Here is a 17,158-nt window from a genome sequence, read left to right as displayed (position 1 = left end):
ACAGTTCTACTTCCGTACAACTGACGTGACCGGTACCATCGAACTGCCAGAAGGCGTAGAGATGGTAATGCCAGGCGACAACATCAAGATGGTTGTGACGCTGATCCACCCAATCGCGATGGACGACGGTCTGCGTTTCGCAATCCGTGAAGGCGGCCGTACCGTTGGCGCGGGCGTTGTTGCTAAAGTTCTCGGCTAATCGCTGATAACATTTGACGCAATGCGCAATAAAAGGGCATCATTTGATGCCCTTTTTGCACGCTTTCACATCAGAACCTGGCTCATCAGTGATTAATTTTGTCATAATCATTGCTGAGACAGGCTCTGCGGAGAGCGTATAATACGAAAAGCGAATAGCATTTCGATTGGTTTGCCTCGCACTCGCGGGGTGAAAATGTTTGTAGAATACTTCTGACAGGTTGGTTTATGAGTGCGAATACCGAAGCTCAAGGGAGCGGGCGCGGCCTGGAAGCGATGAAATGGGTAGTTGTAGCCGTGCTGCTGATTGTGGCGATTGTCGGCAACTATCTTTATCGTGACATGATGCTGCCGCTACGCGCGCTTGCAGTGGTAATTCTGATTGCTGCGGCGGGTGGTGTCGCGCTGTTGACGACGAAAGGCAAAGCGACCGTTGCGTTTGCCCGCGAAGCGCGTACCGAAGTCCGCAAGGTCATTTGGCCGACTCGCCAGGAAACATTGCACACCACGCTGATTGTAGCGGCGGTAACCGCTGTAATGTCACTGATCCTGTGGGGACTGGATGGTATTCTGGTTCGCCTGGTATCCTTTATCACTGGCCTGAGGTTCTGAGATGTCTGAAGCCCCTAAAAAGCGCTGGTACGTCGTTCAGGCGTTTTCCGGTTTTGAAGGCCGCGTAGCTACGTCGCTGCGTGAGCATATCAAATTACACAATATGGAAGAGTTATTTGGCGAAGTTATGGTTCCGACCGAAGAAGTGGTTGAGATCCGTGGCGGCCAACGTCGCAAAAGCGAGCGTAAATTCTTCCCGGGTTACGTGCTGGTTCAGATGGTGATGAACGACGCGAGCTGGCACCTGGTGCGCAGCGTACCACGCGTGATGGGCTTTATCGGCGGCACATCTGACCGTCCGGCGCCAATCAGCGACAAAGAAGTTGATGCGATTATGAACCGCCTCCAGCAGGTTGGTGATAAACCGCGTCCGAAAACGCTGTTTGAACCGGGTGAGATGGTTCGTGTTAACGACGGTCCGTTTGCTGACTTTAATGGCGTCGTCGAAGAAGTGGACTACGAGAAGTCCCGCCTGAAAGTTTCCGTTTCTATCTTTGGTCGTGCGACCCCGGTAGAGCTGGACTTTGCTCAGGTAGAAAAAGCCTAAGCAGCGATCAAAAAAGCGACGATTTAATCGTTGCACAGGGCGCGAGATTGGAATACAATTTCGCGCCTTTTGTTTTTATGGGTCCCGACCCGTAAAACGAATTTTATTCACGGGGAGCCTCTCCGAGGCGTTATTACCCAATCAGAGGATTTTAGAATGGCTAAGAAAGTACAAGCCTACGTCAAGCTGCAGGTTGCAGCAGGTATGGCGAACCCAAGTCCACCAGTTGGTCCAGCTCTGGGTCAGCAGGGTGTGAACATCATGGAATTCTGTAAAGCGTTCAACGCCAAAACTGAATCCATGGAAAAAGGTCTGCCAATCCCAGTTGTAATCACTGTTTACGCTGACCGTTCTTTCACTTTCGTTACCAAAACCCCTCCAGCAGCAGTTCTGCTGAAGAAAGCAGCGGGCATCAAGTCTGGTTCCGGTAAGCCGAACAAAGACAAAGTGGGTAAAATTTCCCGCGCTCAGTTGCAGGAAATCGCGCAGACCAAAGCTGCCGACATGACTGGTTCCGACATTGAAGCGATGACTCGCTCCATCGAAGGTACTGCACGTTCCATGGGCCTGGTAGTGGAGGACTAAGAAATGGCTAAACTGACCAAGCGCATGTCCGTGATCCGTGACAAAGTTGATGCGACCAAACAGTACGACATCAACGAAGCTATCGCTCTGCTGAAAGAACTGGCAACTGCTAAGTTCGTTGAAAGCGTTGACGTTGCCGTTAACCTGGGCATCGACGCTCGTAAATCCGATCAGAACGTTCGTGGCGCAACTGTACTGCCACACGGTACTGGCCGTTCCGTACGCGTAGCTGTATTTGCTCAGGGTGCAAACGCTGAAGCTGCTAAAGCTGCTGGCGCTGAACTGGTAGGTATGGAAGATCTGGCTGATCAGATCAAGAAAGGCGAAATGAACTTTGACGTTGTTATTGCTTCTCCAGATGCAATGCGCGTTGTTGGCCAGCTGGGCCAGGTTCTGGGTCCACGCGGCCTGATGCCAAACCCGAAAGTGGGTACTGTAACTCCTAACGTTGCTGAAGCGGTTAAGAACGCTAAAGCAGGTCAGGTTCGTTACCGTAACGACAAAAACGGCATCATCCACACCACCATCGGTAAAGTGGACTTTGACGCTGACAAACTGAAAGAAAACCTGGAAGCTCTGCTGGTTGCGCTGAAAAAAGCAAAACCAACTCAGGCGAAAGGCGTGTACATCAAGAAAGTTAGCATCTCCACCACCATGGGTGCAGGTGTTGCAGTTGACCAGGCTGGCCTGAGCGCTGCTGCAAACTAATGCCTTTACGTGGGCGGTGATTTTGTCTACAATCTTACCCCCACGTTTGCTAACAAAAGTTAGCGGCTAAAAGAATTGTTCGTTGGAGCCTGGCCTATCCAGGCCTCCGTCGAAGACCGCAGGTGTTTCGCAAGAAACTTAATCCCCTGCGTAGACGGTGACAGAACGCTAAGATTATTTTAAATACTCTGGCTTGTTTCTGCTCACCGTATTAAGACGCTCTTCCCGTTGGGTCGAGTGAAGTGAGTTCCGGAACATGAGTTCCGGCAAACATCCAGGAGCAAAGCTAATGGCTTTAAATCTTCAAGACAAACAAGCGATTGTTGCTGAAGTCAGCGAAGTAGCCAAAGGCGCGCTGTCTGCAGTAGTTGCGGATTCCCGTGGCGTTACTGTAGACAAAATGACTGAACTGCGTAAAGCAGGTCGTGAAGCTGGCGTATACATGCGTGTTGTTCGTAACACCCTGCTGCGTCGCGTAGTTGAAGGTACTCAGTTCGAGTGCCTGAAAGACACGTTTGTTGGTCCGACCCTGATTGCATACTCTATGGAACACCCGGGCGCTGCTGCTCGTCTGTTCAAAGAGTTCGCGAAAGCGAATGCAAAATTTGAGGTCAAAGCTGCAGCCTTTGAAGGTGAGTTGATCCCGGCATCGCAAATCGATCGCCTGGCAACCCTGCCGACCTACGAAGAAGCAATTGCACGCCTGATGGCAACCATGAAAGAAGCTGCGGCTGGCAAACTGGTTCGCACTCTGGCTGCTGTACGCGATGCGAAAGAAGCTGCTTAATCGCAGTTATCTTTATAAAGCATTTGCTTACGTATAAACTTATTCTGATTTTCAGGAACAATTTAAATGTCTATCACTAAAGATCAAATCATTGAAGCAGTAGCAGCTATGTCCGTAATGGACGTTGTAGAGCTGGTTTCTGCAATGGAAGAAAAATTCGGTGTTTCTGCTGCTGCTGCTGTAGCTGTAGCTGCGGGCCCGGCTGAAGCTGCTGAAGAAAAAACTGAATTCGACGTAATTCTGAAAGCTGCTGGCGCGAACAAAGTTGCTGTAATCAAAGCAGTACGTGGCGCAACTGGCCTGGGTCTGAAAGAAGCTAAAGACCTGGTAGAATCTGCTCCAGCTGCGCTGAAAGAAGGCGTGAGCAAAGACGACGCAGAAGCACTGAAAAAATCTCTGGAAGAAGCTGGCGCTGAAGTTGAAGTTAAATAAGCCAACTTTTCTGGTTGCAGCCTAAGCAATTAGGCTGATGGCTGGTGACTTTTTAGTCACCAGCCTTTTTGCGCTGTAAGGCATCAGCAGCATTTCACACTGTTTGACTGCTGGTTGTCCTGACAATGCTTGTTTCTATCGACGACTTAATATACTGCGACAGGGTGCTCGCTCTGTGTAAATCGCAATGAAATGGTTTAAGCGTGATAGCAACAGGTATTGCGGAAAGTATTCAATTTTCCGGTCCACAAAATGGTGTTGCACAAACTGTCCCTTCGTCGGACAGATGGGTCGACTTGTCAGCGAGCTGAGGAACCCTATGGTTTACTCCTATACCGAGAAAAAACGTATTCGTAAGGATTTTGGTAAACGTCCACAAGTTCTGGACATTCCATATCTCCTTTCTATCCAGCTTGACTCGTTCCAGAAGTTTATCGAGCAAGATCCTGAAGGGCAGTACGGCCTGGAAGCAGCCTTCCGTTCCGTGTTCCCGATTCAGAGCTACAGCGGTAATTCCGAGCTGCAGTACGTCAGCTACCGCCTTGGCGAACCGGTGTTTGACGTTCAGGAATGTCAGATCCGTGGCGTGACCTATTCCGCACCGCTGCGCGTAAAACTGCGTCTGGTGATCTACGAGCGCGAAGCGCCGGAAGGCACCGTAAAAGACATTAAAGAACAAGAAGTCTACATGGGTGAAATTCCACTCATGACGGACAACGGTACTTTCGTTATCAACGGTACTGAGCGTGTTATCGTTTCCCAGCTGCACCGTAGCCCGGGCGTCTTCTTCGACAGCGATAAAGGTAAAACGCACTCTTCCGGTAAAGTACTGTATAACGCACGCATCATTCCTTACCGTGGTTCATGGCTGGACTTCGAATTCGATCCAAAAGACAACCTGTTTGTCCGTATCGACCGTCGTCGTAAGCTGCCTGCGACCATCATTCTGCGTGCACTGAACTATACCACTGAGCAGATCCTGGACCTGTTCTTTGAGAAAGTGATCTTTGAAATCCGCGACAACAAGTTGCAGATGGAGCTGGTGCCGGAACGTCTGCGTGGTGAGACCGCGTCGTTCGACATCGAAGCCGACGGCAAAGTGTATGTGGAAAAAGGTCGCCGTATCACCGCGCGCCACATCCGCCAGCTGGAAAAAGATGATATCAAACACATCGAAGTTCCGGTTGAATACATTGCAGGAAAAGTAGCCGCGAAAGATTACGTTGATGAATCAACTGGCGAGCTGATCTGCCCGGCGAACATGGAGCTGAGCCTGGATCTGCTGGCTAAGCTGAGTCAGGCTGGCCACAAACGTATCGAAACGCTGTTCACCAACGATCTGGATCACGGTCCGTACATCTCTGAGACTGTACGCGTCGACCCAACCAACGATCGTCTGAGCGCGCTGGTCGAAATCTACCGCATGATGCGTCCTGGTGAGCCACCAACTCGCGAAGCGGCTGAAAGCCTGTTCGAGAACTTGTTCTTCTCCGAAGACCGCTACGATCTGTCCGCGGTTGGTCGTATGAAGTTCAACCGTTCTCTGCTGCGCGACGAAATCGAAGGTTCCGGTATCCTGAGCAAAGACGACATCATTGAAGTGATGAAGAAGCTCATCGATATCCGTAACGGTAAAGGCGAAGTGGATGATATCGACCACCTCGGCAACCGTCGTATCCGTTCCGTAGGCGAAATGGCGGAAAACCAGTTCCGCGTTGGCCTGGTACGTGTAGAGCGTGCGGTGAAAGAGCGTCTGTCTCTGGGCGATCTGGATACCCTGATGCCTCAGGATATGATTAACGCCAAGCCGATTTCTGCGGCAGTGAAAGAGTTCTTCGGTTCCAGCCAGCTGTCTCAGTTCATGGACCAGAACAACCCGCTGTCTGAGATCACACACAAACGTCGTATCTCCGCACTCGGCCCAGGCGGTCTGACCCGTGAACGCGCAGGCTTTGAAGTTCGAGACGTACACCCGACTCACTACGGTCGCGTATGTCCAATCGAAACGCCTGAAGGTCCAAACATCGGTCTGATCAACTCCCTGTCCGTGTACGCACAGACGAACGAATACGGTTTCCTTGAGACCCCGTATCGTAAAGTGACCGACGGTGTTGTTACTGACGAAATTCATTACCTGTCTGCTATCGAAGAAGGCAACTACGTTATCGCTCAGGCGAACTCCAACCTGGATGACGAAGGCCACTTTGTAGAAGATCTGGTTACCTGCCGTAGCAAAGGCGAATCCAGCTTGTTCAGCCGCGACCAGGTTGACTACATGGACGTATCCACCCAGCAGGTGGTATCCGTCGGTGCGTCCCTGATCCCGTTCCTGGAACACGATGACGCCAACCGTGCATTGATGGGTGCGAACATGCAACGTCAGGCCGTTCCAACTCTGCGTGCTGATAAGCCGCTGGTTGGTACCGGTATGGAACGTGCTGTTGCCGTTGACTCTGGTGTTACAGCAGTTGCTAAGCGTGGCGGTACCGTTCAGTACGTTGACGCATCCCGTATCGTTATCAAAGTTAACGAAGACGAGATGTATCCGGGCGAAGCGGGTATCGACATCTACAACCTGACCAAATACACCCGTTCTAACCAGAACACCTGTATCAACCAGATGCCATGTGTATCTCTGGGTGAGCCAGTTGAGCGCGGCGACGTGCTGGCAGACGGTCCGTCCACCGACCTCGGTGAACTGGCGCTCGGTCAGAACATGCGCGTAGCGTTCATGCCGTGGAACGGTTACAACTTCGAAGACTCCATCCTCGTCTCCGAGCGTGTGGTTCAGGAAGATCGTTTCACCACCATCCACATTCAGGAACTGGCCTGTGTGTCCCGTGACACCAAGCTGGGGCCAGAAGAGATCACCGCTGACATCCCGAACGTGGGTGAAGCTGCGCTCTCTAAACTGGATGAATCCGGTATTGTTTACATCGGCGCGGAAGTGACCGGCGGTGACATTCTGGTTGGTAAGGTCACGCCGAAAGGCGAAACCCAGCTGACGCCAGAAGAGAAACTGCTGCGTGCTATCTTCGGTGAGAAAGCGTCTGACGTTAAAGACTCTTCTCTGCGCGTACCAAACGGTGTTTCCGGTACGGTTATCGACGTTCAGGTCTTCACCCGTGACGGCGTTGAGAAAGATAAGCGTGCGCTGGAAATCGAAGAGATGCAGCTCAAACAGGCTAAGAAAGACCTGTCTGAAGAACTGCAAATCCTCGAAGCAGGTCTGTTCAGCCGTATCTATGCGGTGCTGGTTGCCGGTGGCGTTGAAGCTGAGAAGCTCGACAAACTGCCACGCGATCGCTGGCTGGAACTGGGCCTGACCGACGAAGAGAAACAGAATCAGCTGGAACAGCTGGCTGAGCAGTATGACGAACTGAAACACGAGTTCGAGAAAAAACTCGAAGCGAAACGCCGCAAAATCACTCAGGGCGACGATCTGGCACCAGGCGTGCTGAAGATTGTTAAGGTGTATCTGGCTGTTAAACGTCAGATCCAGCCTGGTGATAAGATGGCAGGTCGTCACGGTAACAAGGGTGTTATCTCTAAGATCAACCCGATCGAGGATATGCCGCACGATGCTAACGGTACGCCGGTAGATATCGTACTGAACCCACTGGGCGTACCGTCTCGTATGAACATCGGTCAGATTCTGGAAACTCACCTGGGTATGGCTGCGAAAGGTATCGGCGACAAGATCAACGCCATGCTGAAACAGCAGCAGGAAGTCGCGAAACTGCGCGAGTTCATCCAGCGTGCCTACGATCTGGGTACCGACGTTCGTCAGAAAGTCGACCTGAACACCTTCAGCGATGAAGAAGTGCTGCGTCTGGCAGAGAACCTGCGCAAAGGTATGCCAATTGCAACGCCGGTATTCGACGGTGCGAAAGAAGCTGAAATTAAAGAGCTGCTGCAACTGGGTGGTCTGCCAACGTCTGGTCAGATTACGCTGTTTGACGGCCGTACCGGTGAACAGTTCGAGCGTCCGGTAACCGTAGGTTACATGTACATGCTGAAACTGAACCACCTGGTCGACGACAAGATGCACGCTCGTTCTACCGGTTCTTACAGCCTGGTTACTCAGCAGCCGCTGGGTGGTAAGGCTCAGTTCGGTGGTCAGCGCTTCGGGGAGATGGAAGTGTGGGCGCTGGAAGCATACGGCGCAGCATACACCTTGCAGGAAATGCTCACCGTTAAGTCTGATGACGTGAACGGTCGTACTAAGATGTATAAGAACATCGTAGACGGCAACCATCAGATGGAACCGGGCATGCCAGAATCCTTCAACGTACTGTTGAAAGAGATTCGTTCGCTGGGTATCAACATCGAACTGGAAGACGAGTAATTCTCGCTCAAACAGGTCACTGCTGTCGGGTTAACGCCCGACAGCAGAGTGTGCTAACTCCGACGGGAGCAAATCCGTGAAAGACTTATTAAAGTTTCTGAAAGCGCAAACTAAAACCGAAGAGTTTGATGCGATCAAAATTGCTCTGGCTTCGCCAGACATGATCCGTTCATGGTCTTTCGGTGAAGTTAAAAAGCCGGAAACCATTAACTACCGTACGTTCAAACCTGAGCGTGACGGCCTTTTCTGTGCGCGTATTTTCGGGCCAGTAAAAGATTACGAGTGCCTGTGCGGTAAGTACAAGCGCCTGAAACACCGTGGTGTGATCTGTGAGAAGTGCGGCGTTGAAGTGACCCAGACCAAAGTACGCCGTGAGCGTATGGGCCACATCGAGCTGGCGTCTCCGACCGCTCACATCTGGTTCCTGAAATCTCTGCCGTCCCGTATCGGTCTGCTGCTGGATATGCCGCTGCGCGATATCGAACGTGTTCTGTACTTCGAATCTTATGTGGTTATCGAAGGCGGGATGACCAATCTGGAACGTAACCAGATCCTGACCGAAGAACAGTATCTGGACGCGCTGGAAGAGTTCGGTGACGAATTCGACGCGAAGATGGGTGCGGAAGCTATCCAGGCCCTGCTGAAGAGCATGGATCTGGAGCAAGAGTGTGAAACTCTGCGCGAAGAGCTGAACGAAACCAACTCCGAAACCAAGCGTAAAAAGCTGACCAAGCGTATCAAACTGCTGGAAGCGTTCGTTCAGTCTGGTAACAAACCAGAGTGGATGATCCTGACCGTTCTGCCGGTTCTGCCGCCAGATCTGCGTCCGCTGGTTCCGCTGGATGGTGGTCGTTTCGCAACGTCGGATCTGAACGATCTGTACCGTCGCGTGATCAACCGTAACAACCGTCTGAAACGTCTGCTGGATCTGGCTGCGCCGGACATCATCGTACGCAACGAAAAACGTATGCTTCAGGAAGCAGTCGATGCCCTGTTGGATAACGGTCGTCGTGGTCGTGCGATCACCGGTTCTAACAAACGTCCTCTGAAATCTTTGGCCGACATGATCAAAGGTAAGCAGGGTCGTTTCCGTCAGAACCTGCTCGGTAAGCGTGTTGACTACTCCGGTCGTTCTGTAATCACCGTAGGTCCATACCTGCGTCTGCATCAGTGCGGTCTGCCGAAGAAAATGGCACTGGAGCTGTTCAAACCGTTCATCTACGGCAAGCTGGAACTGCGTGGCCTCGCCACCACCATCAAAGCCGCGAAGAAAATGGTTGAGCGTGAAGAAGCTGTCGTTTGGGATATCCTGGACGAAGTGATCCGCGAACACCCGGTACTGCTGAACCGTGCACCAACTCTGCACCGTCTGGGTATCCAGGCATTTGAGCCGGTACTGATCGAAGGTAAAGCGATCCAGCTGCACCCGCTGGTTTGTGCGGCCTATAACGCCGACTTCGATGGTGACCAGATGGCTGTTCACGTACCGCTGACGCTGGAAGCCCAGCTCGAAGCGCGTGCGCTGATGATGTCTACCAACAACATTCTGTCTCCAGCGAACGGTGAACCTATCATCGTTCCTTCTCAGGACGTTGTATTGGGTCTGTACTACATGACCCGTGACTGTGTTAACGCCAAAGGCGAAGGCATGGTGCTGACTGGCCCGAAAGAAGCTGAGCGCATTTATCGCGCTGGCCTGGCCTCTCTGCATGCGCGCGTTAAAGTGCGTATCACCGAATACGAAAAAGATGAAAACGGCGAATTCGTTGCGCACACCAGCCTGAAAGACACGACCGTTGGCCGTGCCATTCTGTGGATGATCGTACCGAAAGGTCTGCCTTTCTCCATCGTCAACCAGGCGCTGGGCAAGAAAGCGATCTCCAAAATGCTGAACACCTGTTACCGCATTCTGGGTCTGAAGCCGACCGTTATCTTCGCTGACCAGACAATGTACACCGGCTTTGCTTATGCAGCGCGTTCAGGTGCATCTGTTGGTATCGATGACATGGTCATCCCAGAGAAGAAACACGAGATCATCTCTGAAGCGGAAGCTGAAGTTGCTGAGATCCAGGAGCAGTTCCAGTCTGGTCTGGTAACCGCAGGCGAACGCTACAACAAAGTTATCGATATCTGGGCTGCGGCGAACGATCGTGTATCCAAAGCGATGATGGATAACCTGCAAACCGAAACCGTGATTAACCGTGACGGCGTAGAAGAGCAGCAGGTCTCCTTCAACAGCATCTACATGATGGCCGACTCCGGTGCGCGTGGTTCTGCGGCACAGATTCGTCAGCTGGCAGGTATGCGTGGTCTGATGGCGAAGCCAGATGGCTCCATCATCGAAACGCCAATCACCGCGAACTTCCGTGAAGGTCTGAACGTACTCCAGTACTTCATCTCCACGCACGGTGCGCGTAAAGGTCTGGCGGATACCGCACTGAAAACGGCGAACTCCGGTTATCTGACGCGTCGTCTGGTTGACGTTGCGCAGGATCTGGTCGTCACCGAAGACGATTGTGGCACCCTCGAAGGTATCACCATGACCCCGGTTATCGAGGGTGGTGATGTTAAAGAGCCGCTGCGCGATCGCGTACTGGGTCGTGTGACCGCGGAAGACATTCTGAAGCCGGGCACCGCAGACATTCTGGTTCCACGCAACACCCTGCTGCACGAACAGTGGTGTGACCTGCTGGAAGCGAACTCTGTTGACTCCGTGAAAGTGCGTTCCGTTGTATCCTGTGACACCGACTTTGGTGTGTGTGCGCACTGCTACGGTCGTGACCTGGCGCGTGGCCACATCATCAACAAAGGTGAGGCTATCGGCGTTATCGCGGCACAGTCCATCGGTGAGCCGGGTACACAGCTGACGATGCGTACGTTCCACATCGGTGGTGCGGCATCTCGTGCGGCTGCTGAATCCAGCATCCAGGTGAAAAACAAAGGTAGCATCAAGCTCAGCAACGCGAAGTCGGTTGTGAACTCCAGCGGTAAACTGGTTATCACTTCCCGTAACACCGAGCTGAAGCTGATCGACGAATTCGGTCGTACCAAAGAGAGCTATAAAGTGCCTTACGGTGCGGTTATGGCGAAAGGTGATGGCGAGCAGGTTGCCGGCGGTGAAACCGTTGCAAACTGGGATCCACACACCATGCCGGTAATCACCGAAGTAAGTGGTTTCATCCGCTTCACTGACATGATCGACGGCCAGACCATTACTCGTCAGACCGACGAGCTGACCGGTCTGTCTTCTCTGGTGGTTCTGGATTCTGCTGAACGTACTACCGGCGGTAAAGATCTGCGTCCTGCACTGAAAATCGTTGATGCTCAGGGTAACGACGTTCTGATCCCGGGTACCGATATGCCTGCGCAGTACTTCCTGCCGGGTAAAGCGATTGTACAGCTGGAAGATGGCGTACAGATCAGCTCTGGTGACACCCTGGCGCGTATTCCTCAGGAATCCGGCGGTACCAAGGACATCACCGGTGGTCTGCCACGCGTTGCGGACCTGTTCGAAGCACGTCGTCCGAAAGAGCCTGCGATTCTGGCTGAAATCAGCGGTATCATCTCCTTCGGTAAAGAGACCAAAGGTAAGCGCCGTCTGGTTATCACGCCAGTAGATGGCAGCGAGCCGTACGAAGAGATGATTCCTAAGTGGCGTCAGCTCAACGTGTTCGAAGGTGAACGCGTAGAACGTGGTGACGTGGTTTCCGATGGTCCAGAAGCGCCGCACGACATCCTGCGTCTGCGTGGTGTGCATGCTGTTACCCGTTACATTGTTAACGAAGTACAGGACGTATACCGTCTGCAAGGCGTTAAGATTAACGATAAACACATTGAAGTTATCGTTCGTCAGATGCTGCGTAAAGCAACCATCGAAAACGCGGGCAGCTCCGACTTCCTGGAAGGCGAGCAGGTTGAATACTCACGCGTTAAGATCGCTAACCGCGATCTGGAAGCGAACGGCAAAATCGGTGCGACCTTCTCGCGCGATCTGCTGGGTATCACCAAAGCGTCTCTGGCAACCGAGTCCTTCATCTCTGCTGCATCGTTCCAGGAAACCACGCGTGTCCTGACCGAAGCGGCTGTTGCAGGTAAACGTGATGAACTGCGTGGTCTGAAAGAGAACGTTATCGTGGGTCGTCTGATCCCGGCCGGTACCGGTTATGCGTACCACCAGGATCGTATGCGTCGTCGCGCAGCGGGCGAACTGCCAGCTGCACCGCAGGTGACTGCCGAAGATGCATCCGCGAGCCTTGCAGAACTGCTGAACGCAGGTCTGGGCGGTTCCGACAACGAGTAATCGTTGATGCCGTAAATAAAAAACCCGCCTCGGCGGGTTTTTTTACGTCTGCGTGTATTCAATTCACTAACGGGATGCGTCGATAAAGCTCAATCATATCGCCCGCCAGATCCTGAATAACCATCGCGTTCATCAGGTGGTCCTGAGAGTGAACGGTGATCAGGTTAACCGGCAGTTTTCCTGTCCCTTCGTCAAGACCGATAAGCTGCGTCTGGATCGTATGCGCATGTTTCACATATTCACGCGACTCTTCCATCGCTTTCTCGGCTTCGTCAAAGTCGCCTTTTCGCGCCATCTGTAACGCCGTCAGGGCCGCGCTGCGCGCTGCGCCTGCGTTAACCAGCAGTTCCATAATCGTTGTTTCTAAGTCTTCCATTATGACTCCAGAAGTTTGAGCGCTTTTTCCAGTACGGCATCACCTTTCATCATGCCGTAATCCATCATGTCGATGACCGCGACCTTTTTTCCGAGCGGATCGGCCTGCGCCTGGAGTTTTGCCTGTTCGTATTTAACCTGTGGCCCCAGTAATACGATATCAGCCGTCGCGATGTTATCTTTAAACTCCGCGACCGGAACGGCTTTAATGGTTACTTCGACTCCTTTTTTCTGCGCGGCATCTTTCATACGTTGAACCAGCATGCTGGTTGACATTCCCGCTGCACAGCATAAAACGATGTTCTTCATAGTCAGCCTCGATCTACATGTGTTTATTGATAATTATCCCGTGCAGACCGCTTCAACAACCGCTTTACCGCGATTGTGTGTCAGGCATCACAAAGAAATCGGCATTTTTCTGAAACCGGTTACAATTTTACAGCGGAGAGCATTCTGCCCGTCAGATCGGGCAGAATTTGAGGAAGGGTATTATCGGCTGGCCGTGCTTACGATGCGGTTTTTACCCTGTTGTTTAGCGGTATACAACGCTTCATCTACGCTACCGATAAACTGCTCCAGCGGTTCGAAGTGCCACTCCCCCATCCCGGCGCTGAAGGTCACTCGCAGGTTCTCTTCCCGCCAGGTCCTCTTCTCAACGGCGGTGCGCCAGGCTTCCAGTAGCGCGTGCGCGGAGTTCATCAGCTCGGCCGGGAATATCACGCCGAACTCTTCTCCACCGTAGCGGTAAACGGAAACGTGGTGTGGCTGCATGATCTGAATACCTTCGCGTGCCACGTTGCGCAGCACAATATCCCCGCTCAGGTGGCCCCAGGTATCGTTAATGGACTTGAAGTTATCGATGTCGATCAGCGCCAGAACGAAGGGTTGATGGGCAGTCAGCAACTCATCCACATTGTTGTCGAACGCACGGCGGTTTTTGCAGCCTGTCAGCGCATCATGGGTGGCCTGACGGACATAGGCCAGCTCGCGTTCTTTATTGGTTCGAATGGTATGGCTGAGCATCGCTTCAAGGCGTGGCGCCTGGTTGACGTCGCCGGTTTTGATGGCGTTGATAATGTTCATCAGCACAGAACGCGAGGCATGACGAAGGTAAAGCCCGAACAGAATGATGATGATTGCCGCCAGTGCAAATCCCCAGCCGACGACGGTGGTTTCATGCCGGGTGATGACGGTCAGCGTGGCATCGGAGACCCGATAAATCACAAACCAGTCCGGATTGGTGAAAGAGTAGTAGTAATACCAGGTTTTACTTTTGGGGTCGAAAAGATGGCCTTCGCCGCTGGTCATTTTGTCCATCAGCGCTTCGCTTACGTACTGCTTAAAGAGCGCCCCCGTGTCCGGATGCAGCACAACGGCGCCGTCACGCTCCACCACAAAAAACTCACCCTGAACCGGCGCCACCATCTGGCGCAGGGTATATCCTATGGACGTTAAATCAAGATGGAAAGCGAGCGTGCCCTTCAGACGGCCTTCCGGTGAGATGACCGGCTTATAGAGGGTGACCGTAGGATGTTGGGTGAAATAGTCCAGATAGGGGCGGGTGTAGTGAGGAAAGTTGCTGGCTTCCGCTTGCCCGACAAACCATGGGCGGGTTCGGGCGTCGAACGATTTACTCTTCTCCGTTAGCAGCACTTCCGGCGCGCGCAGATGGCGCCCTTCTGTGTCCGCCAGAGAGATAGACGACACCGTCGGCATCAGGTTCTGCAAATGCATCAACATCTGTAAACCGTGTGTCGGGTCGATATTAATTGTCTGATTCACTCTGTCATTACGGGCGAAGTACATCGCGGCGCGACCAAGTATATAGTCATTTTCTCGCAGGATGGATTCGGTATAGTTCACCGCCAGATTATGGGTGAAGTTACCATTAATCTTATGATAATCCTCAAGAAAATCCTTTCTCTGTGAAAGAATGACCAGGATGGCGATCAGCGCGAAACTGAACAGGATCCCCGCGAAGCTGACCATAATTGGCCGGGTAAAAGAGAGCTTTTTACTGTGGAGTGCCATGAGTTGTACATCAATCCAGATGGTAGACGCGTTGCGTCTGTCGATACCCTCAGCATAGTCGCTGTCCGGTTGCTGGTAGTAAATTATACAGAAGGCGATTACCGACGAGATGATTTATCTTAAGCGTAGATAAGAAACGACGTATTTATTGTATCAATTGAAATGTTGTTTAAGAGGCGGAGGGCAGGGCGAAACGAGGAAGAAGCATTTTCACCCTGGTCAGCGTCCGTTGCTGACGTGGTAAAGCATAAAAAAACCGGGCAGATCGCCTCAATCGCCCGGTGTTGATCTTACGAGCCGCCTCGTAACCTTTTCGCATTTTTGCAGACAGTTTCAGCGCTAATGCGAGGCTCTTCCCAGCCAGCTATCCCAGTCTTTCCACACCGGCTGGAGCCCCTGTGCAGTCAGGGCTTCCGCCACCGCTTCGGGTCGTCGTCCGTCGTGCGGTGCAAACTGTTCCAGTTCCGGGTGATCGTCCGCGTAACCGCCCGGCTGCGTTTTGGAAAAGGCGCTGACGTTGTTGATCGCCAGCGGGATTGCGCGGTCGCGAAACGCGGGGGATTCACGGGTGGAGAGCGACAATTCCACTTCCGGCGCGAACAGACGAAAGGCGCACAGGGTTTGCACCAGCTGGCGTTCATCCATTAGCGAGGCGGGTTCAACGCCTCCCGTACAGGGACGCAGCCGCGGGAAAGAGATGGAATAGCGGCTTTGCCAGTAGTGCTGCTGTAGCCACAGCAGATGCTCCGCCACCATATAGCAGTCCACCCGCCAGCTGTCGGACAGACCGATAAGCGCGCCCAGCCCAATTTTATCGATACCGGCACGCCCCAGTCTGTCCGGCGTTTCCAGCCGGAAGATGAAATCCTGCTTCTTCCCTTTCAGGTGATGCCGGGCATAGGTCGCCTCATGGTAGGTTTCCTGATAAACCATTACGCCGTCCAGCCCGAGGGTTTTCAGCTCCGCATATTCCTCCTGCGACAGAGGCTGCACTTCCATCTGCAACGAGGCAAATTCGCGGCGGATGGCCGGAAGATGCTGGCGAAAATAGTCCATCCCCACTTTGCCCTGATGTTCACCCGTCACCAGCAGGAGATGTTCAAAACCCATCTCACGAATAGCCGCACACTCGCGGGCGATCTCATGCTCATCCAGCGTTTTACGCTTAATACGGTTGCTCATGGAGAAGCCACAGTAGGTGCAGTCGTTGGCGCACAGGTTAGAAAGATAGAGCGGCACGTAAAAGCTCACCGTGTTGCCAAAGCGCTGGCGGGTGAGGCGTTGCGCGCGCTGCGCCATCGGTTCAAGGTACGCGCTGGCTGCCGGAGAAAGCAGGGCCATCAAATCCTCGCGCGTCAAATGCCGGGCTGTTAACGCCCGCTCTACGTCCGCAGAGGTTTTACTGTTGATGCGTAAGGCAATATCGTCCCAGTTAAGCTGACGCCAGCGATCGGTAAAGGTAGCCATCAGAGCGCCTCCAGAAAATCGGTCAGCGGGCTGGTGGCCTGCGCCTGAACGCTGCGCGAGCCGGGGCCGGACTGACGAGCCAGCAGACCGGACTCCACGGCAAGGCGGAACGCACGCGCCATCATCACCGGGTCGTCGGCCACCGCAATCGCGGTATTGACCAGCACCGCATCGGCCCCCATCTCCAGCGCCTGCGCGGCGTGACTGGGTACGCCGATGCCCGCATCCACCACCACCGGCACGGTCGCCTGCTCGATGATGATCTCCAGCATCGCACGGGTTTCGAGCCCCTGATTAGAGCCAATGGGCGCCCCCAGCGGCATCACGGCCGCGCAGCCGACCTCTTCCAGACGCTTGCACAGCACAGGATCGGCACCACAGTAGGGCAGAACGGTAAATCCCTGCTGCACCAGCTTCTCTGCCGCTTTCAGGGTTTCGATCGGATCGGGCAACAGCCAGCGGGCGTCCGGATGAATTTCCAGCTTCAGCCAGCGGGTGCCGAGCGCTTCCCGCGCCAGTTGCGCAGCGAAAATTGCTTCCTCGGCCGTTTTCGCACCGGAGGTATTCGGTAAGAGCGTCACGCCTGCCTCCAGTAACGGCGCAAGTATGGCATCGTTGTGCTGACGCAAATCCACGCGCTTCATCGCCAGCGTCACCAGCTGGCTGCCGCTTTCACGAATGGCATCCACCATCAGCTGCGGGGAGGCGAATTTTCCGGTTCCGGTAAACAGATGTGAATCAAAGACTTTGTCGGCAATACGTAACATC

At 53.3% G+C, this 17,158-nt stretch carries 13 protein-coding genes and 1 pseudogene; 9 read left to right on the top strand and 5 right to left on the bottom strand.

Going from position 1 to position 17,158, the window contains the following annotated elements:
- From tuf to rpoC, 9 genes and pseudogenes are all read left to right on the top strand, one after another.
- Positions 1-199, top strand: a pseudogene (tuf, locus tag ACNQ0W_RS21890) (elongation factor Tu); the annotation flags it as partial.
- 227 nt (positions 200-426) lie between these two features.
- Positions 427-810 (top strand): preprotein translocase subunit SecE, encoded by a 384-nt coding sequence (secE, locus tag ACNQ0W_RS21885; protein ID WP_003862342.1) that lies wholly within the window; start codon positions 427-429, stop codon positions 808-810.
- 1 nt (position 811) lies between these two features.
- The gene (gene nusG / locus ACNQ0W_RS21880; protein WP_003862341.1) at positions 812-1,357 is read left to right on the top strand and encodes a transcription termination/antitermination protein NusG; all 546 of its coding nucleotides are present in this window, start codon (positions 812-814) and stop codon (positions 1,355-1,357) included.
- Between the two features lie 156 nt (positions 1,358-1,513).
- A complete protein-coding gene (gene rplK / locus ACNQ0W_RS21875) occupies positions 1,514-1,942 on the top strand; it encodes a 50S ribosomal protein L11 (protein ID WP_003862340.1) in 429 nt (142 codons plus the stop codon).
- Between the two features lie 3 nt (positions 1,943-1,945).
- Positions 1,946-2,650, top strand: a complete 705-nt coding sequence (gene rplA, locus ACNQ0W_RS21870; RefSeq protein ID WP_006810530.1) for a 50S ribosomal protein L1 — start codon at positions 1,946-1,948, stop codon at positions 2,648-2,650.
- Positions 2,651-2,939: 289 nt separating this feature from the next.
- Positions 2,940-3,437 carry a 50S ribosomal protein L10 gene (gene rplJ, locus ACNQ0W_RS21865; protein WP_003862338.1) on the top strand — a complete coding sequence of 166 codons (498 nt, stop codon included), beginning with the start codon at positions 2,940-2,942 and terminating at the stop codon, positions 3,435-3,437.
- Positions 3,438-3,503: 66 nt separating this feature from the next.
- Positions 3,504-3,869: a 50S ribosomal protein L7/L12 gene (gene rplL / locus ACNQ0W_RS21860; protein WP_002445276.1), complete on the top strand. Its 366-nt coding sequence runs from the start codon at positions 3,504-3,506 to the stop codon at positions 3,867-3,869.
- A 319-nt stretch (positions 3,870-4,188) separates the two neighbouring features.
- Positions 4,189-8,217: a DNA-directed RNA polymerase subunit beta gene (rpoB, locus tag ACNQ0W_RS21855; RefSeq protein ID WP_008503453.1), complete on the top strand. Its 4,029-nt coding sequence runs from the start codon at positions 4,189-4,191 to the stop codon at positions 8,215-8,217.
- Between the two features lie 76 nt (positions 8,218-8,293).
- Entirely contained in the window at positions 8,294-12,517 is a 4,224-nt protein-coding gene (gene rpoC / locus ACNQ0W_RS21850) for a DNA-directed RNA polymerase subunit beta' (RefSeq protein WP_022650200.1), read from the top strand.
- A 58-nt stretch (positions 12,518-12,575) separates the two neighbouring features.
- Here rpoC and ACNQ0W_RS21845 read toward each other — a convergent pair whose 3' ends face one another.
- The 5 genes from ACNQ0W_RS21845 to thiG form a co-directional block, all read right to left on the bottom strand.
- The gene (locus ACNQ0W_RS21845) at positions 12,576-12,893 is read right to left on the bottom strand and encodes a PTS lactose/cellobiose transporter subunit IIA (RefSeq protein ID WP_003862327.1); all 318 of its coding nucleotides are present in this window, start codon (positions 12,891-12,893) and stop codon (positions 12,576-12,578) included.
- Complete coding sequence (locus ACNQ0W_RS21840) at positions 12,893-13,201, bottom strand: PTS sugar transporter subunit IIB (protein ID WP_010425948.1); 309 nt, start codon at positions 13,199-13,201, stop codon at positions 12,893-12,895. The genes ACNQ0W_RS21845 and ACNQ0W_RS21840 overlap by 1 nt, the downstream gene beginning before the upstream one ends.
- Before the next feature lie 180 nt (positions 13,202-13,381).
- On the bottom strand, positions 13,382-14,923 hold the full coding sequence (locus ACNQ0W_RS21835) for a diguanylate cyclase domain-containing protein (protein ID WP_417933254.1): 1,542 nt from the start codon (positions 14,921-14,923) through the stop codon (positions 13,382-13,384).
- A 339-nt stretch (positions 14,924-15,262) separates the two neighbouring features.
- Positions 15,263-16,390: a 2-iminoacetate synthase ThiH gene (gene thiH, locus ACNQ0W_RS21830; protein WP_062933850.1), complete on the bottom strand. Its 1,128-nt coding sequence runs from the start codon at positions 16,388-16,390 to the stop codon at positions 15,263-15,265.
- The gene (thiG, locus tag ACNQ0W_RS21825; protein WP_023302917.1) at positions 16,390-17,157 is read right to left on the bottom strand and encodes a thiazole synthase; all 768 of its coding nucleotides are present in this window, start codon (positions 17,155-17,157) and stop codon (positions 16,390-16,392) included. Before thiG ends, thiH begins: the two co-directional genes overlap by 1 nt.
- Position 17,158: the final 1 nt, after the last annotated feature.

The sequence above is a fragment of the Enterobacter cloacae complex sp. 6730903 genome, assembly GCF_048283985.1.
Classification (GTDB): domain Bacteria; phylum Pseudomonadota; class Gammaproteobacteria; order Enterobacterales; family Enterobacteriaceae; genus Enterobacter; species Enterobacter hormaechei_C.
Note: the sequence above shows the minus strand (reverse complement) of the source record. Positions and strands in the feature narration are given on the sequence as shown.